Raw genomic sequence first — 16,458 nt, 5'->3', positions numbered from 1 at the left:
GTCCGTTGACGCCGTGGCCCGGCCCGCGTTCAGGCCTTCACGCTCCCTTCCGTCAGGCCCGTACGCCAGTACCGCTGGAGCACCAGCATCAGCACCATCAGCGGCACCACGGACAGGAACGCGCCGCCCACCGTGTACTGGTAGAGCACCGGTTTGCGGTCGGAGAAGCCGATCCAGGACGTCAGGCCCAGCTGGATCGGATAGAGGTCGGAGTCCGAGAGCATCACGAGTGGCAGGAAGTAGTTGTTCCAGATGTGCACGAACTGGAACAGAAAGACGGTGACCAGCGCCGGCGTCATCATCCGCAGACCGAGCCGGCCGAAGATCCTCGCCTCGCCCGCGCCGTCGATCCGGGCCGCCTCCAGGAGCGAGTCGGGCACCGCGGCGGCGGCGTAGATCCGGCACAGATAGACGCCGAACGGGCTGACCACACTGGGGATCAGCACCGCCCAGTACGTGTTGGCCAGGCCCAGCGAGCTGAAGAGGAAGTAGAGCGGGAGGGCGATCGCGGTGCCCGGCACGAGGACCCCGGCGAGCACCAGGTTGAAGACCGCCTCCCGGCCGCGGAAGGGGAATTTGGCGAGCGCATAGCCGGCCGCGGCGGACAGCAGCGTGGCGCAGACCGCGCCGATCCCCGCGTAGAGCAGGGAGTTGGCGAACCAGCGGGCGTAGATGCCGTGGTCGTAGGTGAGGACGTCGAGGAGGTTGCCGAGGGGGCGCGGGTGGCCGGAGAACCAGAAGCCGAAGGTGCCGAAGAGGTCGGCGCTGGACTTGGTGGACGAGACGATCAGCCAGTAGACCGGCACCAGGAAGTAGAGCGCCGCGATGGCCAGCAGCGATGCGGTGATGATCCGGTAGCGGACCGGGGGCCGGGTCAGAGGCCGGGTCATCCGCGCTCCTTCGTACGCCCGCCGACCAGCCGCAGAAAGCCGAAGGACGCCGTGCACGCCACCAGCGCGAGCAGCACCGCCTCGGCCGCCGCCACATGCTGGTTGTTGCCGATGAACGCCTCGCTGTAGGCGTGCAGGTTGGGGGTGAAGCCGGTGTCGATGGAGGAGGCCAGGGGGCGCAGCACCTTGGGTTCGGCGAACAGCTGGAGGGTGCCGATGATGCTGAAGACGCAGGTCAGTACGAGTGCGGGCCGGATCAGCGGGATCTTGATGTGCCGGGCGATCTGCCAGGCGTTCGCGCCGTCGATCCGCGCCGCCTCGTACAGCTCGCCGGGGACGGACTTGAGCTGGGCGATCAGCACCAGCATGTTGTAGCCGGTGAACTGCCAGGTGACGATGTTGGCGATGGACCACAGGACGGTGCCGCGGGCGAGGAAGTCGACGTCCCAGCCCACGGATTGGGCGATCTTCACCAGCGGGCTGATCCCGGGGACGTAGAGAAAGCCCCACAGGATCGAGGCGATCACACCGGGGACGCCGTACGGGAGGAAGAAGGCGCTGCGGAAGAAGGGGATGCCGCGGGCACTGGCGCTCTCCAGGAGCAGGGCGAGGGCGGTGGCCAGCACGATCATCAGCGGCACCTGGACGGCGCCGAAGAGCAGCACCCGGCCGAAACCGGCCAGGAACTGCTCGTCGGAGAGCGCGTGGGTGTAGTTGGCGAGGCCGGCGAACGCCTCGTGTTCCTGGCCTCCGAGGCCGAGCGGGCCGGTGCGTTCGGTCTTGTGCAGGCTCTGGTAGACGGCGTAGACGATCGGCGCGATGAAGCAGAGGGTGAACAGGGCGAGGAAGGGCAGGACGAAGCCGGCCGCGGCGCGGGCGTTACGGGCCCGGGTGCGCGAGGCGCGGCCGGTAGGACGTCGGACGTCCCGCCTCTTGGGGGTGACCGGCTCCGGACGGCTCAGCGTGTCCCGGCTCACGCTCCGCTCTCCACCTTCAGGCCCTTGCCCTTGAGGTCGGCGATGGTCTGGCCCTGGACCTTCTTCAGTACGGAGCGGAAGGAGGCGCCGGTGCCGAGCGCGTCGGTGAAGGCGTCGCCGAGCCGCTGGTAGAGGGTGTCGACGCCGGGTCCCCACTGCCAGCTGGTGTCGACGTGCGCACCCGCGTCCGCGAAGATCTTGCTGTACTCCTGGCCGCCGAAGAACGGCTTGTCGACGTCGAGGTCGGTGGTGGCGTAGCCCTTCTTGGCGCTGGGGAAGCCGTAGCCGCCGTCGATGAGCAGGCCGATCGACTCCGGGTCGGTGTTGAGCCAGACGGCGAAGTCCAGGGCATCCTTGGGGTAGCTCGCCTTGGCGAAGACGGCGGTGGTCGAGCCGCCCCAGTTGGCGAAGACATGCCCACCCGCCTTCCACTGGGGCAGCGGCGCCGCCCGCCATGTGCCCTTGGTGCCCGGTGCGTTGCCGGCCAGCAGCGCATCGCCCCAGCTGGCGCCGACCCAGGCGGCGATGGCGCCGGTCTGCAGATCCTTGTACCAGGCGTTCTGCCGGTCGGGGATGGTCTTGATGAGCTTCTGTTTGACGAGGGCTTCCCAGTAGTCGGCCACCTTGCGGGTGGGCTCGTCGTCGACGGAGATGATCCAGGTGTCGCCGCTGGTGGCGTACCACTTGGCGCCCGCCTGCCAGGCCAGCCCGGCCAGCCGGTTGCCGTTGGTGGCGGAGAAGGTCTCGATCCAGGCGCCCTTCTTACGGATCACCTTGGCGGCCGCCTCGTACTCGTCCCAGGTCGTAGGAGGTTGGACGTCCCACCTCTCGAACAGGTCCTGACGGACGAACAGGCCCATCGGGCCGGACGCCTGGGGGATGGCGTATATGCCCTTGCCGAACACCGACTGCTTCCACTGCCAGCCGAAGAACTTGTCCTTGTGGCGGGCGGCCCCGAGCGGGGCGAGATCGAGCAGCCCGTTGTCGAGGAGGAAGCTGGGGATCACCGGGAACTCGATCTGGCCCAGGTCCGGCGGGTTGCCCGCCTTGATGGCGGCGTGCATCTTCGCGTACTGCTCGCCGTCGACGGCCGACACCTTCTCGACCTTGACCTGCACCTCGGGGTTCTTGCGGTTCCACAGGTCGACGGGCTTGTCGATGCCGGGCACCCAGGACCAGAAGGTCAGATCGATCTTCTGGCCCTTCTTGCGTTCCTTGGGCGCACCGCCGGCGTCGTCGCCGCTGTCGCCGCAGCCGGCGAGCGCGAAGGACGCCGCGACGGCGGCCGCCCCGCCCAGGACCGATCTGCGATGCACGTCGTTGCTGGTCATGCGGTCTCCTCCACGGGGATGCGGCGGAAGGTGATCGTCGAGTAGGCGCTGTAGTCGCCGGTTTCGTAGAGCAGTCCGACGCTCGCCGGGTCCAGCCGTACGAGGTCGGAGTAGGCGGCGGGCAGCCCGGAGACGGTGTGGGTACACCGCCAGGTCAGGCCGCGGTCGCGGCTGGTGCGCAGGGTCAGCAGGGCGCGGGCGGCCGGGCAGGCAGGCCCGGAGAACAGCAGCTCGTCGCGGTCGGCGAGGTGCAGCAGGCTGCCCTGGCAGACCGGTCCGGCCAGGCCCGCCTGCGGGCGGAAGGGGGCGACGAGGTGTGCGCCGCCGTCGGCCGAGCGGGCGTCGGCGCGGTGCCAGGCGGCGGTGGTGTCGGTACGGGTGTTCAGGTAGAGGCTGCCGTCGGGGAGTTCGGCGGCGGTGGTCTCGTTGGGCGCCACGGAGCCGGGGGTGCCGCCGTCGGTGTAGCCGATCCGCCAGGTGGCGCCGTCGTCGTCGCTGAGCAGCGCGTGCCCGCCGTTGCAGCGGGCCTCGGTGCCGTTGCCGTCCGGGACGGTGGGCGGGACGGAGTGGTTGGCGGGGACGACGAGGCGTCCGGCGTACGGGCCGTGGCGCAGCCGCAGCGCGTGGCCGGGGCCGGTGGCGTACCAGCGCCACTCGGGGTGCTTGACCTGGTCGGTGATCTCGCGGGGCGGGCTCCAGTTGGCCCCGTCGTCGTCGCTGTGCTGGATCCAGATGCGGCGGCCGTCGACGGGCGGGACCTGCCCGCGGCGGATGCGGTCCTCGGTGGCGTCGGCGGCGTTGCGGACCTGGAGGAGCAGCACCCGGCCGCCGGCGAGGACGACCGGGGCGGGGTTGCCGGCGGTGCCGGTGCCGTTGCGGGCGACGACCTGCAGCGGGCCCCAGGTGCGGCCGTCGTCCATGGAGCGTTTGAGTACGACATCGATGTCGCCCCAGTCGGCGGCCGAGGCGACCCGGCCCTCGGCGAAGGCGAGCACGGCCCCGGAGCGCGCCCGCACCACGGCCGGAATCCGGAAGCTCGTATACCCCTCGGTCCCGGCCCGGTACGGCACTGAGCTCTCGTACACCACGGGTCACCCCCAACGGCCGGACGTAGGATGTCCTCTGTCCTGCGGTGACCATAAAGAGGGCCCAACTGACCGTCAAGGCACCCGACATACCCCGTTTTCGTGTCGGCAAAGGGGTCCTCGACACCGGGTGAAATCGCGGTGAACGAAAGGATCTGCGGGATCGGCAGCGCGCCGGTGGTCAGCGGCCCGGGAGCACGCCCGGTACGGCTCGGGGCGGCCCTATTCGGTGAGCCTGCGGCGGATGCCGTCGAAGTGCCGGTGCATGGCCTCGACGGCGCGGTCGCCGTCACCCGCCTCCAATGCCTCCACGATCGCCAGATGCTGACGGTAGGTCAGCTCCGGATCCTGGCCGTCGTCGGCGCGGTCCTCGCGCACCCGCCGCAGCGCCGCCCAGAACGCGTCCAGCACCTCGCTCAGGAGGTGGTTGCCCAGCGAGCGGTACAGGGCCTGATGGAAGGCCCGGTCGGTGGCGCTCAGAACCTGGCCGCCGCGCGCCTCCATCGCCATCTGCTCCACCAGGTTCCGCAGGACGGCGAGGTCCTTGGCGGGCAGACTGCGGGCGACGGCGGGGATCAGCCCGGCCTCCAACGCCTCGCGGACCTCCATCAGCTCGTACAGGCTGGGCGCACCGTGCTGGTGGCGGACCGCGGCACGGAAGGCGACGCCCTCGACGAACGGTTCGAGGGTGAGCGGGCCGACGTAGGTGCCGAAGCCGTGCCGGATCTCGACGATGCGCATGGCCTGCAGCGCCTTGAGCGCCTCGCGGACCGAGTTACGGCTGACCTGCAGCAGGTTGACCAGCTCGGTCTCGGGAGGCAGTGGATCGCCCGGCGCCAGCCGCTGCCGCAGGATGAGCTGCTTGATCCGCCCCTGGACGTCCTCCGCCATCGTGCCGTGCGCCATGTGGTCACTCTCCCTCTCCCGCGGCCGCCGTGTGCACCGGCCCGTTCGGCGCCGCCCTCCCGCGTTGTACCGCGAGTCTGTCGCCCGAGCGCCGGTGCGCGCGTCTATTGTGACCGTGACGTAGGACATCCCATGTCCCACGTTCTGGACATCCCATGTCCCACGTCCCACCTACAGCCGTCCGGAGCCGCTGGAGCCCCCATGGCACTCCCCGCACCGCTGCGCGGCGTCATCCCGCCCGTCTGCACTCCGCTCGACCCGCACGGTGAGGTCGACTCCGCCTCCATGACGCGCCTGGTGACGCACCTCGTCGAAGGCGGCGTCCACGGGCTGTTCGCGCTCGGCTCCACCAGCGAGGTCGCCTACCTCACCGACGCCCAGCGCACCACCGCCCTGGAGACCGTCGTCAAGGCCGCGGACGGCCGGGTCCCGGTACTCGCCGGGGTCATCGACACCACCACGCCACGGGTCCTCGGCCACGCCAGGACCGCCGCCGCGCTGGGCGCCGACGCCCTGGTCGCCACCGCGCCCTTCTACACCCGCACCCACCCGCGCGAGATCGCCGCGCACTTCCGCCACCTCCGGGCGGCCGTGGACCTCCCCCTGTTCGCGTACGACATCCCGATGGCCGTCCACAACAAGCTGCCGGCCACCGTCGTCCGCGAACTGGCCGAGGACAGCACCCTCGCCGGCGTGAAGGACAGCAGCGGCGACGAGGGCGGGCTGCGCCGCCTGATCGTCGCGCTCGGCGGCCGCACCGCCCGGCACACCGGCCCCGCACCCGACTTCTGCGTCCTGACCGGCTCCGAACTCACCGTGGACGCCGCCCTGTTGGCGGGCGCCGACGGCGTCGTCCCGGGCCTCGGCAATGTCGACCCGGCGGGCTACGCGCGGCTCTACGAGGCGGCGCGGGCCGGCGACTGGGTGCGGGCGGCCACCGAACAGGAGCGCCTGGTCGCGCTGTTCTCCATGGTCGACATCGGCCCGCCGGACGAGATGGGCCGCAGCTCCGCCGCGCTGGGCTCCTTCAAGGCCGCCCTGTGGCTCCTCGGGGTGATCGACCACGGCGCCACCGCCTTCCCGCAGATCCCGCTGAGCGGGGAGGCGGTCGCCGAGGTAGGACGTCGGCTGACCGCCGCCGGGCTGCCGCCGGTGCGGTGAGCCCGTACGGGTGACCCCGCGGGAAACCGCAACGAGGCCGCGGCGTCCCGCGGCAGGATGCGGGCCCATGGATGCCGTACGGGTAGCGCTGCTGCGCGAGGTGCTCGCCGGAACCGAATGGGTGCAGGCCACCCGGCGCTTCGCCGGATCGCTGCGGGCCTCGGTCGCCGCACACGACGGCGGCCTGCTGCTGGTCGGCAGCGCCGGGTACGAGCCCTGGCACCTGGCCGCCCACCTGGACGACGAGGCCGCCTGGTCGGGCCTGCCGGAGCTGTCGCCGACGCTCGTACGGCACCGCGTCCCCGGTGGCGTGCCGGCCCATCTGTCCGTAGGGCTCGGCCGGTTGGAGGCCGCCGGGCGCGGCGCGACGCTCCTGGTCGTCACGCCGCAGCAGCCCGGTGCGGGGCTTTTGGAGCGGGTGCACGACGCCCGCCGCAACGGCGCGACGGTGCTCGCGCTGGACGGCGGCGACCACGATCTGCACGCCCTGGCCCATGACGCGCTGGCCGCACCCGGCCGGACCCAGGACCTCGATCTCGACACGGTGCAGCACCTGGTGAGCGCGGCCGCCGGCGAAAACAGCCTGCCCGCCCCTTCGAGCGGCACCCCCCGCCGCCGCTTCCGCGACCGGCTGGCCCGCCTCGCGGACGAGCTGATGGCCCCACCGCCGCCGCGGTGGTGAACCCGGACACCCGACGTCCCACGCCCGACCGCCCCCGACCCCCGGGCCCCTGAGGCTCCCTATGGCCTCTCAGGCGTTCCCCCCGCCCTTCCCTTCATCCGGCCCCTCGCCCTTCGTGTCGTCGTGCCACTTGGGGTCGGTCTCCCACTCCAGATTGCGCTCCTGGGCACTCTCCATGGCGTGCGCCGCTTCCTCGCGGGTGGCGTACGGGCCGAAGCGGTCGGCGGCCCGGCACTCGGGGCCCTCCTCGACCGTCTGGTGTTTCAGGCAGTAGTACCACTCGCCCGGCTTGCCGACCGTACGCCTCTTGAACAGCGCCATTACCGCCTCCTGTGGGGTGACTCCCGTGCCGCCATCCTGCCCGATGGCCCGCAGATACACTCGCTGGCATGTCTGGCCAGTCGCTTCTTGTCCCGGGGAGCATCTCCCCCACCCGCCCCGTCCCCGCCTCGATCCCGCGTCCCGAGTACGTCGGGAAGGACGCACCGACCCCGTACACCGGGCCCGAGGTGCAGGACGCCGAAACGATCGAGAAGATGCGGATCGCCGGCCGGATCGCCGCGCAGGCGATGGAGGAGGCCGCCAAGCACATCGCGCCGGGCGTGACGACCGATGAACTGGACCGGGTCGCCCATGAGTTCATGTGCGACCACGGCGCGTACCCGTCCACGCTCGGCTACCGCAGCTTCCCCAAGTCCCTGTGCTCCTCGCTCAACGAGGTCATCTGTCACGGCATCCCCGACTCGACCGTCCTGAAGGACGGCGACATCGTGAACCTGGATGTCACCGCGTACATCAACGGTGTGCACGGCGACAACAACGCCACCTACCTGTGCGGCGAGGTGGACGAGGAGTCCAGGCTCCTGGTGGAGCGCACCCGCGAGGCGCTGAACCGCGCGATCAAGGCGGTCAAGCCGGGCCGCCAGATCAACATCATCGGCCGGGTCATCGAGTCGTACGCCAAGCGCTTCGGCTACGGAGTCGTCCGCGACTTCACCGGTCACGGCATCAACTCCTCCTTCCACTCCGGTCTGATCGTTCCGCACTACGACAGCCCGCACCACACCACCGACATCAAGCCCGGCATGACGTTCACCATCGAGCCGATGCTGACGCTGGGCACGCATGAGTACGACATGTGGGAGGACGGCTGGACGGTGGTCACCAAGGACCGCAAGCGGACCGCGCAGTTCGAGCACACCCTGGTGGTGACGGAGACGGGCGCCGAGATCCTCACGCTTCCTTGATCTCCGCCTTCACGCGTCCTTGACGCAAACGGGGCCGAATTTTACCGACAGGGTGTCGGGAACAACGGTAGGCTGGTTACCGACAGGCTGTCGGGAACGGGTTGACCGAGGCGAACCGAAGCAGTTAGGTAAGCCTAAGTTGCGGCAGCGGATCAGCCAACCCCTGTTCCCGTCCGCTCCCCCTCGGCCCCGGAGGCCCGCCTTGGAAGCGTCCAGCCCGACCCCGTCCCCTGCTCCTTTCTCGACGGTCATCCGCACCGCCTCGCACGAGCAGCACACCGAGGCCGAGAACTCCTCGTTCATGAGTGACCTCCTGGGCGGCAGGCTGGGGGTCGCGGCCTACCGGCGCTATACCGAGCAGCTGTGGTTCGTCTACCGGGCCCTGGAGGAGACCTCCAGGGCCCTTGCCGACGATCCGGTGGCGGGCCCCTTCATCCGCCCGGAGCTGGCCCGCGCCGCCGAGCTGGAGCGCGACCTCACCCACCTCGGCGGCGCCTCCTGGCACAGCGGCCTGGAGCCGCTGCCCGCCACCGCCGCCTACGCCGACCGCGTCCGCACCTGCGCCCGCGACTGGCCGGCCGGCTATGTCGCTCACCACTACACCCGCTATCTCGGCGACCTCTCCGGCGGCCAGATCATCCGCGGTACGGCCGAGAAGGCCTGGGGCTTCGCGCGCAAGGGCGACGGTGTGCGGTTCTACGTCTTCGAGGACATAGGCAACCCCGCCGCCTTCAAGCGCGAGTACCGCGAGCTGCTGGACGCCCTGCCGGTGAACGACCTGGAGAAGCAGCGGGTGGTCGACGAGTGCAAGCGCGCGTTCGCGCTGAACAGTGCGGTCTTCCGGGAGCTGGGCGAGGAGTTTCCGCTCAGCGCCTGACCGCCTGCCGCCCGACCGCCTGCTGCCTGATCCCGGCGAGCACGACGCGGCCGCCGATCTCGATGGCACCGTCGGGCAGCGGCCGGGTCAGGATCTGCGAGCCGGCGCCCTGGCGGATGTCCAGGGCCCGGCCCAGCTCATGAGTGAGGGTGAGCGCCGCGGCGCCGGTGGCCTCGTCCTCGACGATGCCCCCGGTGCCGGCACCGGCTCCACCGGAGCGGCCGACGCCGCGCCCATCGTCACGGCGCGGAAAGCCGCGGGCCCGTACGTCCCCCGCCACCTCGTCCCGCCAGGCCCACGCATACAGCCAGCCCTCCCCCGGCGGCGGCGCGGGAAGCGCGTCGACCTCGTCCGGGGAGCCGTACTCCTCGGTCCGGCGCCCGGTCGCCCACTCCGGGCGGCCGCGCACCCAGGTGAACTCCCCGTCGTATGCGACCGCCACCTCGCCGGCGGGCGGGCGCAGCGCCGTCACCGGGCGGCCGAGGTGGCGCAGCAGCCAGGCCACGCCGACCAGCGGATGCCCGGCGAACGGCAGGCGGTGGCCCGGGGTGTGGATGTCGACCACGCCGCGGGCCTCGTCGTCGATGAACACCGTTTCGCTGAAGCCGAGTTGGGCGGCGAGGGCCTGTCGGTCCGCCGTCGCCGGGCAGGCCGCACCGTCGCGCACCACGCCCAGGACGTTGCCGCCCCGCCCCTCGCTCCCGCAGAACACCCGGAGCACGTGCAGTGCGGTCACCCCCGGGTCGGTGGCCCCCGGGTCGGTGCCGCGGTCGGTGCCACCTGGGTCGGTGGTTCCTGGATCAGTCGTCCCCGCGTTGGTCATCCCTGCATTCAACAGCACCCCGCGGAACAACCGCGGAGCCGAAGTGCCGCGGAGCCGAATAGCACCGGTCATGACCCGTCGCAGGCGAGGCCCCTTACCTTGACCGACCGATGACGATTCCGTGACGGGAGGAGCGCCAATCCGTGACCGGGTCGTTGTCCGTGAGAGCGGGATCACTGGCCAGGGTGGGCAGAAAGAGGTAAGCCTCAGATAACTTAGGGCTGCCTTAGTGGCAACCCTGATGTCCGTCCCCCGTTATTGCACCGCCCGACCCCGCCTGGAGTCCTGTATGCGAGCCCACCGCTCCTCCGTCGTCGCTGCCATCGCCGTGGCCGCGACCCTGACCGCCGTCGCCGGCTGCGCCGAGAAGAGCGACGGCAAGGGCACGGGCGGCAAGGGCGTGGTCGAGGTGACCGCGACCGACAGCGAGTGCACGCTTTCGGCCAAGGAGTTCCCGGCGGGGCATGTGCAGTTCGCCGTGCAGAACAAGGGCTCCAAGGTCACCGAGATGTATGTCTACGCGCCCGGCGACCGGATCGTGACCGAGCGGGAGAACATCGGCCCCGGTACGAAGGTCGAGATCACCGCAGAGATCAAGCCCGGTACGTACGAGGTGGCGTGCAAGCCCGGCATGAAGGGCGACGGCATCCGCCAGAAGGTGACCGCGAGCGGCAAGGGGGCGACGGCCAAGCGGGACCCCAAGCTGGACGCCGCGGTCGCCGCGTACCGCAAGTACGCCCAGGAGCAGGCCGACCAGACCATCCCCGCGGCGCAGAAGTTCGCCGACGCGGTGAAGAAGGGCGATCTCGAGGCCGCGAAGAAGGCCTACGCGGTGTCGCGGGTGGGCTGGGAGCGGACCGAGCCGGTGGCCGAGTCGTTCGGTGACATCGACCCCAAGGTGGATGTGCGCGAGGACGGGCTGTCGGGCGGCCAGAAGTGGACCGGCTGGCACAAGCTGGAGAAGTCCCTGTGGGACGACAAGAAGATCTCCGGGGACGACAAGAAGCTCGCCGACCGGCTGATGGCCGACCTGAAGGACTGGCAGAAGCGGGTGGGCAAGGCCGTGATCACCCCGACCAGCATGGCCAACGGCGCCAAGGAGCTGCTCGACGAGGTGGCCACCGGCAAGGTCACCGGTGAGGAAGAGCGCTACAGCCACACCGACCTGATCGACTTCCACGCCAATGTCGAGGGTGCCCAGAAGGCGTACGAGCTGCTGAAGCCGGTCGTCGCCAAGAACGACGCGGCACTGGCCAAGGAGCTGGACAAGCAGTTCAAGGCGATCCTCGGACAGCTCGACAAGCACCGAGACAGCAAGTCCGCCGACGGCTTCGCCTCCTACGACACGGTCGGCAAGGGCGAGCGCAAGGGGCTGTCCGACGGCGTCAACGCGCTGGCGGAGCCGCTGTCGAAGCTGGCCGCCGCGGTGGCCGAAGCCAAGTAGTCCGGCGCGAGGGACGGGTCAAGGTCATGGGTCAAGGGGTCAAGGGGTCTTCCTGTGTCGAATGACGAGACGAACGAGGTTCCGGCCGGTCGCACGCCTTCACGGCGGTCGCTGCTGGGCTGGGGCGGCGCGGGGCTGGCGCTCGGCGCGGTCGCGGCCGGCGGTACGGCGGCGGCGCTGCGTACCGGCAGCGACGCCCAGCCCGCCGGGGCGGATGCGACGGCGGGCGCCGCGGTCGCCTTCCACGGCAAGCACCAGGCCGGGATCGCCACCGCGGTCCAGGACCGGCTGCACTTCGCCGCCTTCGATGTCACAACCGACGACCGCGACGAGCTGATCGCGCTGCTGAAGGAGTGGACGAAGGCGGCGGCGCGGATGACCGCGGGCGACGCGGTCGGCGACGGCGCGGTCGGCGGTCTGGCCGAGGCGCCGCCGGACGACACCGGCGAGGCGCTGGGCCTGCCGCCCTCCCGGCTCACCCTGACCTTCGGCATCGGACCGTCGCTGTTCGAGAAGGACGGCAAGGACCGGTTCGGCATCGGCAAGCGGCGCCCCGAGGCGCTGATCGATCTGCCGAAGTTCCCCGGCGACAACCTCGACAGGACGCGCAGCGGCGGCGATCTGTGCGTGCAGGCGTGCGCGGACGACCCGCAGGTGGCGGTCCACGCGATCCGCAACCTGGCCCGGATCGGCATGGGCAAGATAGCCATCCGCTGGTCGCAGCTCGGCTTCGGCAAGACGTCCTCGACGACGCCGGAGGCCCAGACGCCGCGCAACATGATGGGTTTCAAGGACGGCACCCACAACATCGCGGGTACCGACGGCGCGGCCCTGGACAAGCATGTGTGGGTCGGCGAGAAGGACGGCAAGGGCGACGCGGGCTGGATGGCCGGCGGCTCGTACCTCGTCGCGCGGCGGATCCGGATGCATATCGAGACCTGGGACCGCACCTCGCTCAAGGAGCAGGAGGACGTCTTCGGCCGGAACAAGGGCGAGGGCGCGCCGGCCGGCAAGAAGCACGAGCGGGACACCCCGCATCTGAAGTCGATGCTGCCGACCGCACATGTCCGCCTCGCGCACCCGGACTCCAACGGCGGGGTGCGGATCCTGCGCCGCGGCTACTCCTTCACCGACGGTACGGACGGCCTGGGGCGGCTGGACGCGGGGCTGTTCTTCCTCGCCTACCAGCGCGATGTCCGCCATGGTTTCGTCCCGCTCCAGCAGAAGCTGGCGGCCGACGACGCGCTCAACGAATACATCCAGCACGTGGGTTCGGCGGTTTTCGCGGTTCCTCCGGGCGTCCGGAACGCGGACGACTGGTGGGGCCGGGAGCTCTTCGCCTGACGCTCGCGGCGTCGTCAGATCCCCGTACGAGTCCCCCGAAGGAAGGGAAGCAACCGACGTGTTCGGCAACTACCTGATCGGTCTGCGCGAGGGCCTGGAAGCCAGCCTCGTGGTCTGCATCCTCATCGCCTATCTGGTCAAAACGGGCCGGCGGGAGGCGCTGCGGCCGGTCTGGATCGGCATCACGCTCGCCGTGGTGCTGTCGTTCGCGTTCGGCGCGGCGCTCCAGTTCGGTTCGCAGACCCTGACGTTCCAGGCGCAGGAGGGGCTCGGCGGCTCGCTGTCGGTCATCGCGGTGTGCCTGGTGACGTGGATGGTCTTCTGGATGCGGCGCACCGCGCGGCATCTGAAGAAGGAGCTGCACGGCAAGCTGGACGCGGCGCTGCGGATGGGCACGGTGGCCCTGGTGATCACCGCGTTCCTGTCGGTGGGCCGGGAGGGCCTGGAGACCGCGCTGTTCATCTGGACCGCGGCCCAGTCCGCGAACGACGGCGTACGGCCGCTGATCGGGGCGCTGCTGGGCCTGGCGACGGCCGTGGTGCTGGGCTGGCTGTTCTACCGCGGCGCGGTGCGGATCAACCTGGCGAAGTTCTTCACCTGGACCGGCGCGATGCTGGTCGTGGTCGCGGCGGGCGTGCTGGCGTACGGGTTCCACGATCTGCAGGAGGCCGGGCTGCTGCCGGGCCTGAGCTCCCAGGCGTTCGACATCAGCGCGCAGATCCCGGTCGACAGCTGGTACGGCACGCTGCTGAAGGGCATCTTCAACTTCCAGCCGGACCCGACGGTTCTTCAGGTCACGGTGTGGGCTCTGTATCTGGTCCCCACGCTCGGATTCTTCTTCGCCCCCGGTAGGGTGGCGCCGAATCGTGCCACCCCGGCAGCCACTCAGTCCGCCCCGGTCGCCCCGAAGGAGCCCCAGCCCCATGACACGCAGGTCGCCGTTCCGGGTGCCCGCACTACTGACGTCGGCAGCGGCGGCGATGGTGATACTGAGCGGGTGCATGACGGTGCACGGCGAGCGGGAGAAGCTGCCGGCGGTAACGAAGGCTGAGGGCGCCAAGGCCCTGCGGCACTTCACCGACGGCTTCAACAAGGCCTACCGCACGCTCAACCCCAAGCGGAACTCCTCCTACGAGGCCGGCGCGCTGCTGGCCATCGACCAGGCGCAGATAAAGGCGGCGCGCGGCACGAATCCGCACGGCTACCCGAACTACAACGCGGTGACGTTCAAGGACGCGCACTTCAGCGTGCCCAAGCAGACGGGCTGGCCGAAGTCGTTCATCGCGGACGCGGTCAGCAACCGTCAGGACAGCAGCGGCCAGTACATCCGCTGGTACCTGGTGTTCAGCCGGGACAGCATCGATGCGCAGTGGCGTGCGGTGTATCTGGCGACGTTCAAGAACAACGCGGCGCCCAAGATCAAGACGGACGCCGACGGCTTCGCCGAGTCGGTGCCCGCCGGCGGAAAGTCGGGCCTGACGGTGGACCCGGGCAAGCTGAGCCAGACGTACGCGGACTACCTCTCCGCCGGCAAGGGCGACGACTTCGCGCCCGGCCCGAACACCGACGGCTGGCGGGCCGGCCGGGCCAAGGAGGCCAACGGCGTGGGCTCGCGGATCGATTACCGCGACACCGCCGCGGACTTCCCGCCCCTCGCTCTGCGCACGACGGACGGCGGGGCGCTGGCGTTCTTCGCGACGTACTACCACCGGCAGAAGACGGTGTCCTCGGGGAGCATCATCACGATCACGCCGGAGCTGCGGGGCATCATGCAGGGCCCGATGAAGAAGACCAATCGGATGGCCTTCACCAACCTGTCGGCGCAGGCGGTCAAGGTGCCGGCCAAGGGCTCAGGCGGCAAGATCGCCATACTGAACCGGCTCGATGCCAAGACGACGGCGCGGGCGCTGTAGTAGCACGCAGGCGCCGTCACACGCGGCAGACGCCGGCCCACGCGGCAGGCGCTATCGGTCGCGTCATCGCTCCACCGGTACACGGGGGGCCGTCGGTTTCCGGCGGCCCCTTCGCCGTACGGGAGCGCGGGCGCAGGGGAACCGGGCCCGCCCCTCCGCAGGCTCAGCGGCCGATCGGCCAGGCCGCCGTCTCGTGGTCGGGCGCGCCCTCGAGGAACTCGGCGCAGGCGTCGGTGAGCGATTCCAGGAGCGTCAGCGGGTCGGGCAGCGGCAGCTCGGGGCCGCGCAGCCAGGTCACCGCGGGCTGTTCACCGGGGAGCGTGGAGGGCGGCAGGAGGACGTAGCTGCCGCGGCAGTGCCAGCGCAGCCCGGGGTGCTCGTCCAGGGTCTCGGGGTGGCAGTCCAGCTCGCAGGGCCACCACTCGTCCTCGTCGTCCGGGGTGCCGCGGGTGGCGGTGAAGAACAGCATCCGGCCGTCGCCGAAGCCGGCGCCGCTGAGGGTGATCGGGCCGACGTCGATGCCCGCCGCGTCCAGCCGGCCCAGTGCGCTGCGGCCCGCTTCGACGGGGACGTCCAGCACGTCGTGGGCGATGCCGGTGGCGGTGATGAAGTTGGCCTGCGGGAAGGTCTCCACCCAGGCGGCGACCTTGTCGCGGTCGGTGGTGGCGACGGTCTGCCAGCCGAAGGAGACGGGATGCCGGCCGGGGGTGGGACAGCCGATGCGTTCACAGGAGCAGCCGTAGCCGGAGGGGTGCGCCGCCGGGGCCACCGGGAAACCCGCGTCGGCCGCCGCGAGCAGCAGGTCCTCGCGGCTGCGCGCAGCCATCGACCCCGTGTCCGTATCGCCGCCGTCCGTTCCGCTCTTCGGGCGGCGCAGCCACTGGGAGAACCTGCTCTTGCGGTCCATCTATCCCCTCACTTCGAGCGGTGGTCTGGGATCAATGCTGCCACCATCCTGCGCCTCGGGTGACCGGTGTGCGGATCCGGGGTGAACGAATGAGGGGTGAATCCCGGCATTTACCGTCATCACCGGCAATCCGCCGGGTCGGTCAGTCGCGTGGCCGCAGACCGCGCAACACCAGGTCGACCAGGGTGTCGACATAGTCGTAGGTCAGTTCGCCGGTGCGCATCAGCCAGCGCTGTGAGAAGGGACTCAGCAGCATCTCGGCGCCGATCCGGACGTCGACGTCCGGGCCCAGCTCGCCGGCTTCCTGGGCGGCACGGAGCCGGTCGACGTAGACGCGGATGCCGGGTTCCATGAGGCGGCCGACGAAAGTGCGGGAGAGCTCCTCGTCGTTGGCGCCGGCCGCCGCGAGGGCGCGGTAGGGAGCCTGCCAGGCGGCGTCGTTGAACTCGTCGGCGGTGGCGCGCAGTACGCACTTGAGGTCGGCGGCGAGGTCGCCGGTGTCGGGGAGCCCCTCCTGGTCGTACTCGTCGACGACGGCACCGAAGGCGTCGAGGAGGACGGCGGCCTTGGAGGGCCACCAGCGGTAGATCGTCTGCTTGCCGACGCCGGCGCGGGAGGCGATGCCTTCGATGGTGAGCTTCTCGTAGCCGACCTCGCCGACGAGGGCGAGGGCGGCGTCGAAGATCGCCTGACGGGAGCGTTCGCTGCGGCGGGAGGAGTCGGGGGCTGCCTTGTTGGCCATGCGGCCGAGTTTATCGAGCGATAAGGCGAGACGTGTCGTCTTGAAGTCGCTTGACGAGACGGATCGTCTTGCGTCACGCTCGACGTCGAGCGAGACGATCCGTCTCGTTGGAGGTTGACGGAAGGACAG

Annotated in this window: 17 protein-coding genes; 8 read left to right on the top strand and 9 right to left on the bottom strand. The window is 70.6% G+C overall.

Going from position 1 to position 16,458, the window contains the following annotated elements; all coding sequences use genetic code 11:
- Positions 1 to 29: 29 nt before the first annotated feature.
- The 5 genes from ACZ4S3_RS04775 to ACZ4S3_RS04755 all read right to left on the bottom strand — a co-directional run bounded on the left by ACZ4S3_RS04775 (position 30) and on the right by ACZ4S3_RS04755 (position 5,189).
- Complete coding sequence (locus ACZ4S3_RS04775; protein WP_467925676.1) at positions 30 to 890, bottom strand: carbohydrate ABC transporter permease; 861 nt, start codon at positions 888 to 890, stop codon at positions 30 to 32.
- The gene (locus tag ACZ4S3_RS04770; RefSeq protein ID WP_467925672.1) at positions 887 to 1,867 is read right to left on the bottom strand and encodes a carbohydrate ABC transporter permease; all 981 of its coding nucleotides are present in this window, start codon (positions 1,865 to 1,867) and stop codon (positions 887 to 889) included. The genes ACZ4S3_RS04775 and ACZ4S3_RS04770 overlap by 4 nt, the downstream gene beginning before the upstream one ends.
- Positions 1,864 to 3,198, bottom strand: a complete 1,335-nt coding sequence (locus ACZ4S3_RS04765) for an ABC transporter substrate-binding protein (RefSeq protein WP_467925670.1) — start codon at positions 3,196 to 3,198, stop codon at positions 1,864 to 1,866. The genes ACZ4S3_RS04770 and ACZ4S3_RS04765 overlap by 4 nt, the downstream gene beginning before the upstream one ends.
- Positions 3,195 to 4,286 carry a sialidase family protein gene (locus ACZ4S3_RS04760; protein ID WP_467925668.1) on the bottom strand — a complete coding sequence of 364 codons (1,092 nt, stop codon included), beginning with the start codon at positions 4,284 to 4,286 and terminating at the stop codon, positions 3,195 to 3,197. The genes ACZ4S3_RS04765 and ACZ4S3_RS04760 overlap by 4 nt, the downstream gene beginning before the upstream one ends.
- 219 nt (positions 4,287 to 4,505) lie before the next feature.
- Positions 4,506 to 5,189: a FadR/GntR family transcriptional regulator gene (locus tag ACZ4S3_RS04755; RefSeq protein WP_467925666.1), complete on the bottom strand. Its 684-nt coding sequence runs from the start codon at positions 5,187 to 5,189 to the stop codon at positions 4,506 to 4,508.
- 201 nt (positions 5,190 to 5,390) lie between these two features.
- Here ACZ4S3_RS04755 and ACZ4S3_RS04750 point away from each other — a divergent pair, with 201 nt between their 5' ends.
- Positions 5,391 to 6,350: a dihydrodipicolinate synthase family protein gene (locus tag ACZ4S3_RS04750; protein WP_467925664.1), complete on the top strand. Its 960-nt coding sequence runs from the start codon at positions 5,391 to 5,393 to the stop codon at positions 6,348 to 6,350.
- 67 nt (positions 6,351 to 6,417) lie between these two features.
- Positions 6,418 to 7,032, top strand: coding sequence for a hypothetical protein (locus ACZ4S3_RS04745; RefSeq protein WP_467925662.1), 615 nt, complete (start codon positions 6,418 to 6,420; stop codon positions 7,030 to 7,032).
- A 69-nt stretch (positions 7,033 to 7,101) separates the two neighbouring features.
- On the opposite strand, the gene ACZ4S3_RS04740 is transcribed toward ACZ4S3_RS04745, so the two are convergent.
- Positions 7,102 to 7,353: a hypothetical protein gene (locus ACZ4S3_RS04740; protein WP_467925661.1), complete on the bottom strand. Its 252-nt coding sequence runs from the start codon at positions 7,351 to 7,353 to the stop codon at positions 7,102 to 7,104.
- Positions 7,354 to 7,421: 68 nt separating this feature from the next.
- Between ACZ4S3_RS04740 and map the strand changes: the two genes are divergently transcribed.
- Together map and ACZ4S3_RS04730 are read left to right on the top strand one after the other, a co-directional pair.
- The gene (map, locus tag ACZ4S3_RS04735) at positions 7,422 to 8,279 is read left to right on the top strand and encodes a type I methionyl aminopeptidase (RefSeq protein WP_467925660.1); all 858 of its coding nucleotides are present in this window, start codon (positions 7,422 to 7,424) and stop codon (positions 8,277 to 8,279) included.
- A 202-nt stretch (positions 8,280 to 8,481) separates the two neighbouring features.
- Positions 8,482 to 9,156, top strand: a complete 675-nt coding sequence (locus tag ACZ4S3_RS04730) for a biliverdin-producing heme oxygenase (RefSeq protein ID WP_467925659.1) — start codon at positions 8,482 to 8,484, stop codon at positions 9,154 to 9,156.
- Here the strand turns inward: ACZ4S3_RS04730 and ACZ4S3_RS04725 are convergent.
- On the bottom strand, positions 9,146 to 9,892 hold the full coding sequence (locus ACZ4S3_RS04725; RefSeq protein ID WP_467927294.1) for a PhzF family phenazine biosynthesis protein: 747 nt from the start codon (positions 9,890 to 9,892) through the stop codon (positions 9,146 to 9,148). The two genes, ACZ4S3_RS04730 and ACZ4S3_RS04725, sit on opposite strands and share 11 nt — an antisense overlap.
- Before the next feature lie 376 nt (positions 9,893 to 10,268).
- On the opposite strand from ACZ4S3_RS04725, the gene efeO reads away from it, so the two are divergent.
- Genes efeO through ACZ4S3_RS04705 form a run of 4 tightly spaced genes read left to right on the top strand, consistent with a single transcriptional unit; the run spans position 10,269 to position 14,680 of the window.
- Positions 10,269 to 11,423 carry an iron uptake system protein EfeO gene (gene efeO / locus ACZ4S3_RS04720; protein WP_467925658.1) on the top strand — a complete coding sequence of 385 codons (1,155 nt, stop codon included), beginning with the start codon at positions 10,269 to 10,271 and terminating at the stop codon, positions 11,421 to 11,423.
- A gap of 54 nt (positions 11,424 to 11,477) precedes the next feature.
- On the top strand, positions 11,478 to 12,767 hold the full coding sequence (gene efeB, locus ACZ4S3_RS04715; RefSeq protein ID WP_467925657.1) for an iron uptake transporter deferrochelatase/peroxidase subunit: 1,290 nt from the start codon (positions 11,478 to 11,480) through the stop codon (positions 12,765 to 12,767).
- 58 nt (positions 12,768 to 12,825) lie between these two features.
- Positions 12,826 to 13,818 carry an iron uptake transporter permease EfeU gene (gene efeU, locus ACZ4S3_RS04710; RefSeq protein WP_467925656.1) on the top strand — a complete coding sequence of 331 codons (993 nt, stop codon included), beginning with the start codon at positions 12,826 to 12,828 and terminating at the stop codon, positions 13,816 to 13,818.
- Entirely contained in the window at positions 13,769 to 14,680 is a 912-nt protein-coding gene (locus tag ACZ4S3_RS04705; RefSeq protein ID WP_467925655.1) for an SCO2278 family lipoprotein, read from the top strand. The genes efeU and ACZ4S3_RS04705 overlap by 50 nt, the downstream gene beginning before the upstream one ends.
- 163 nt (positions 14,681 to 14,843) lie before the next feature.
- On the opposite strand, the gene ACZ4S3_RS04700 is transcribed toward ACZ4S3_RS04705, so the two are convergent.
- The gene (locus ACZ4S3_RS04700) at positions 14,844 to 15,587 is read right to left on the bottom strand and encodes a bifunctional DNA primase/polymerase (protein ID WP_467925653.1); all 744 of its coding nucleotides are present in this window, start codon (positions 15,585 to 15,587) and stop codon (positions 14,844 to 14,846) included.
- A gap of 142 nt (positions 15,588 to 15,729) precedes the next feature.
- Complete coding sequence (locus tag ACZ4S3_RS04695) at positions 15,730 to 16,329, bottom strand: TetR/AcrR family transcriptional regulator (RefSeq protein ID WP_467925650.1); 600 nt, start codon at positions 16,327 to 16,329, stop codon at positions 15,730 to 15,732.
- Between the last annotated feature and the right edge of the window lie 129 nt (positions 16,330 to 16,458).

Source organism: Streptomyces sp. NPDC028368, from assembly GCF_055565615.1.
This window is presented reverse-complemented; position numbering and strand designations above follow the sequence as displayed.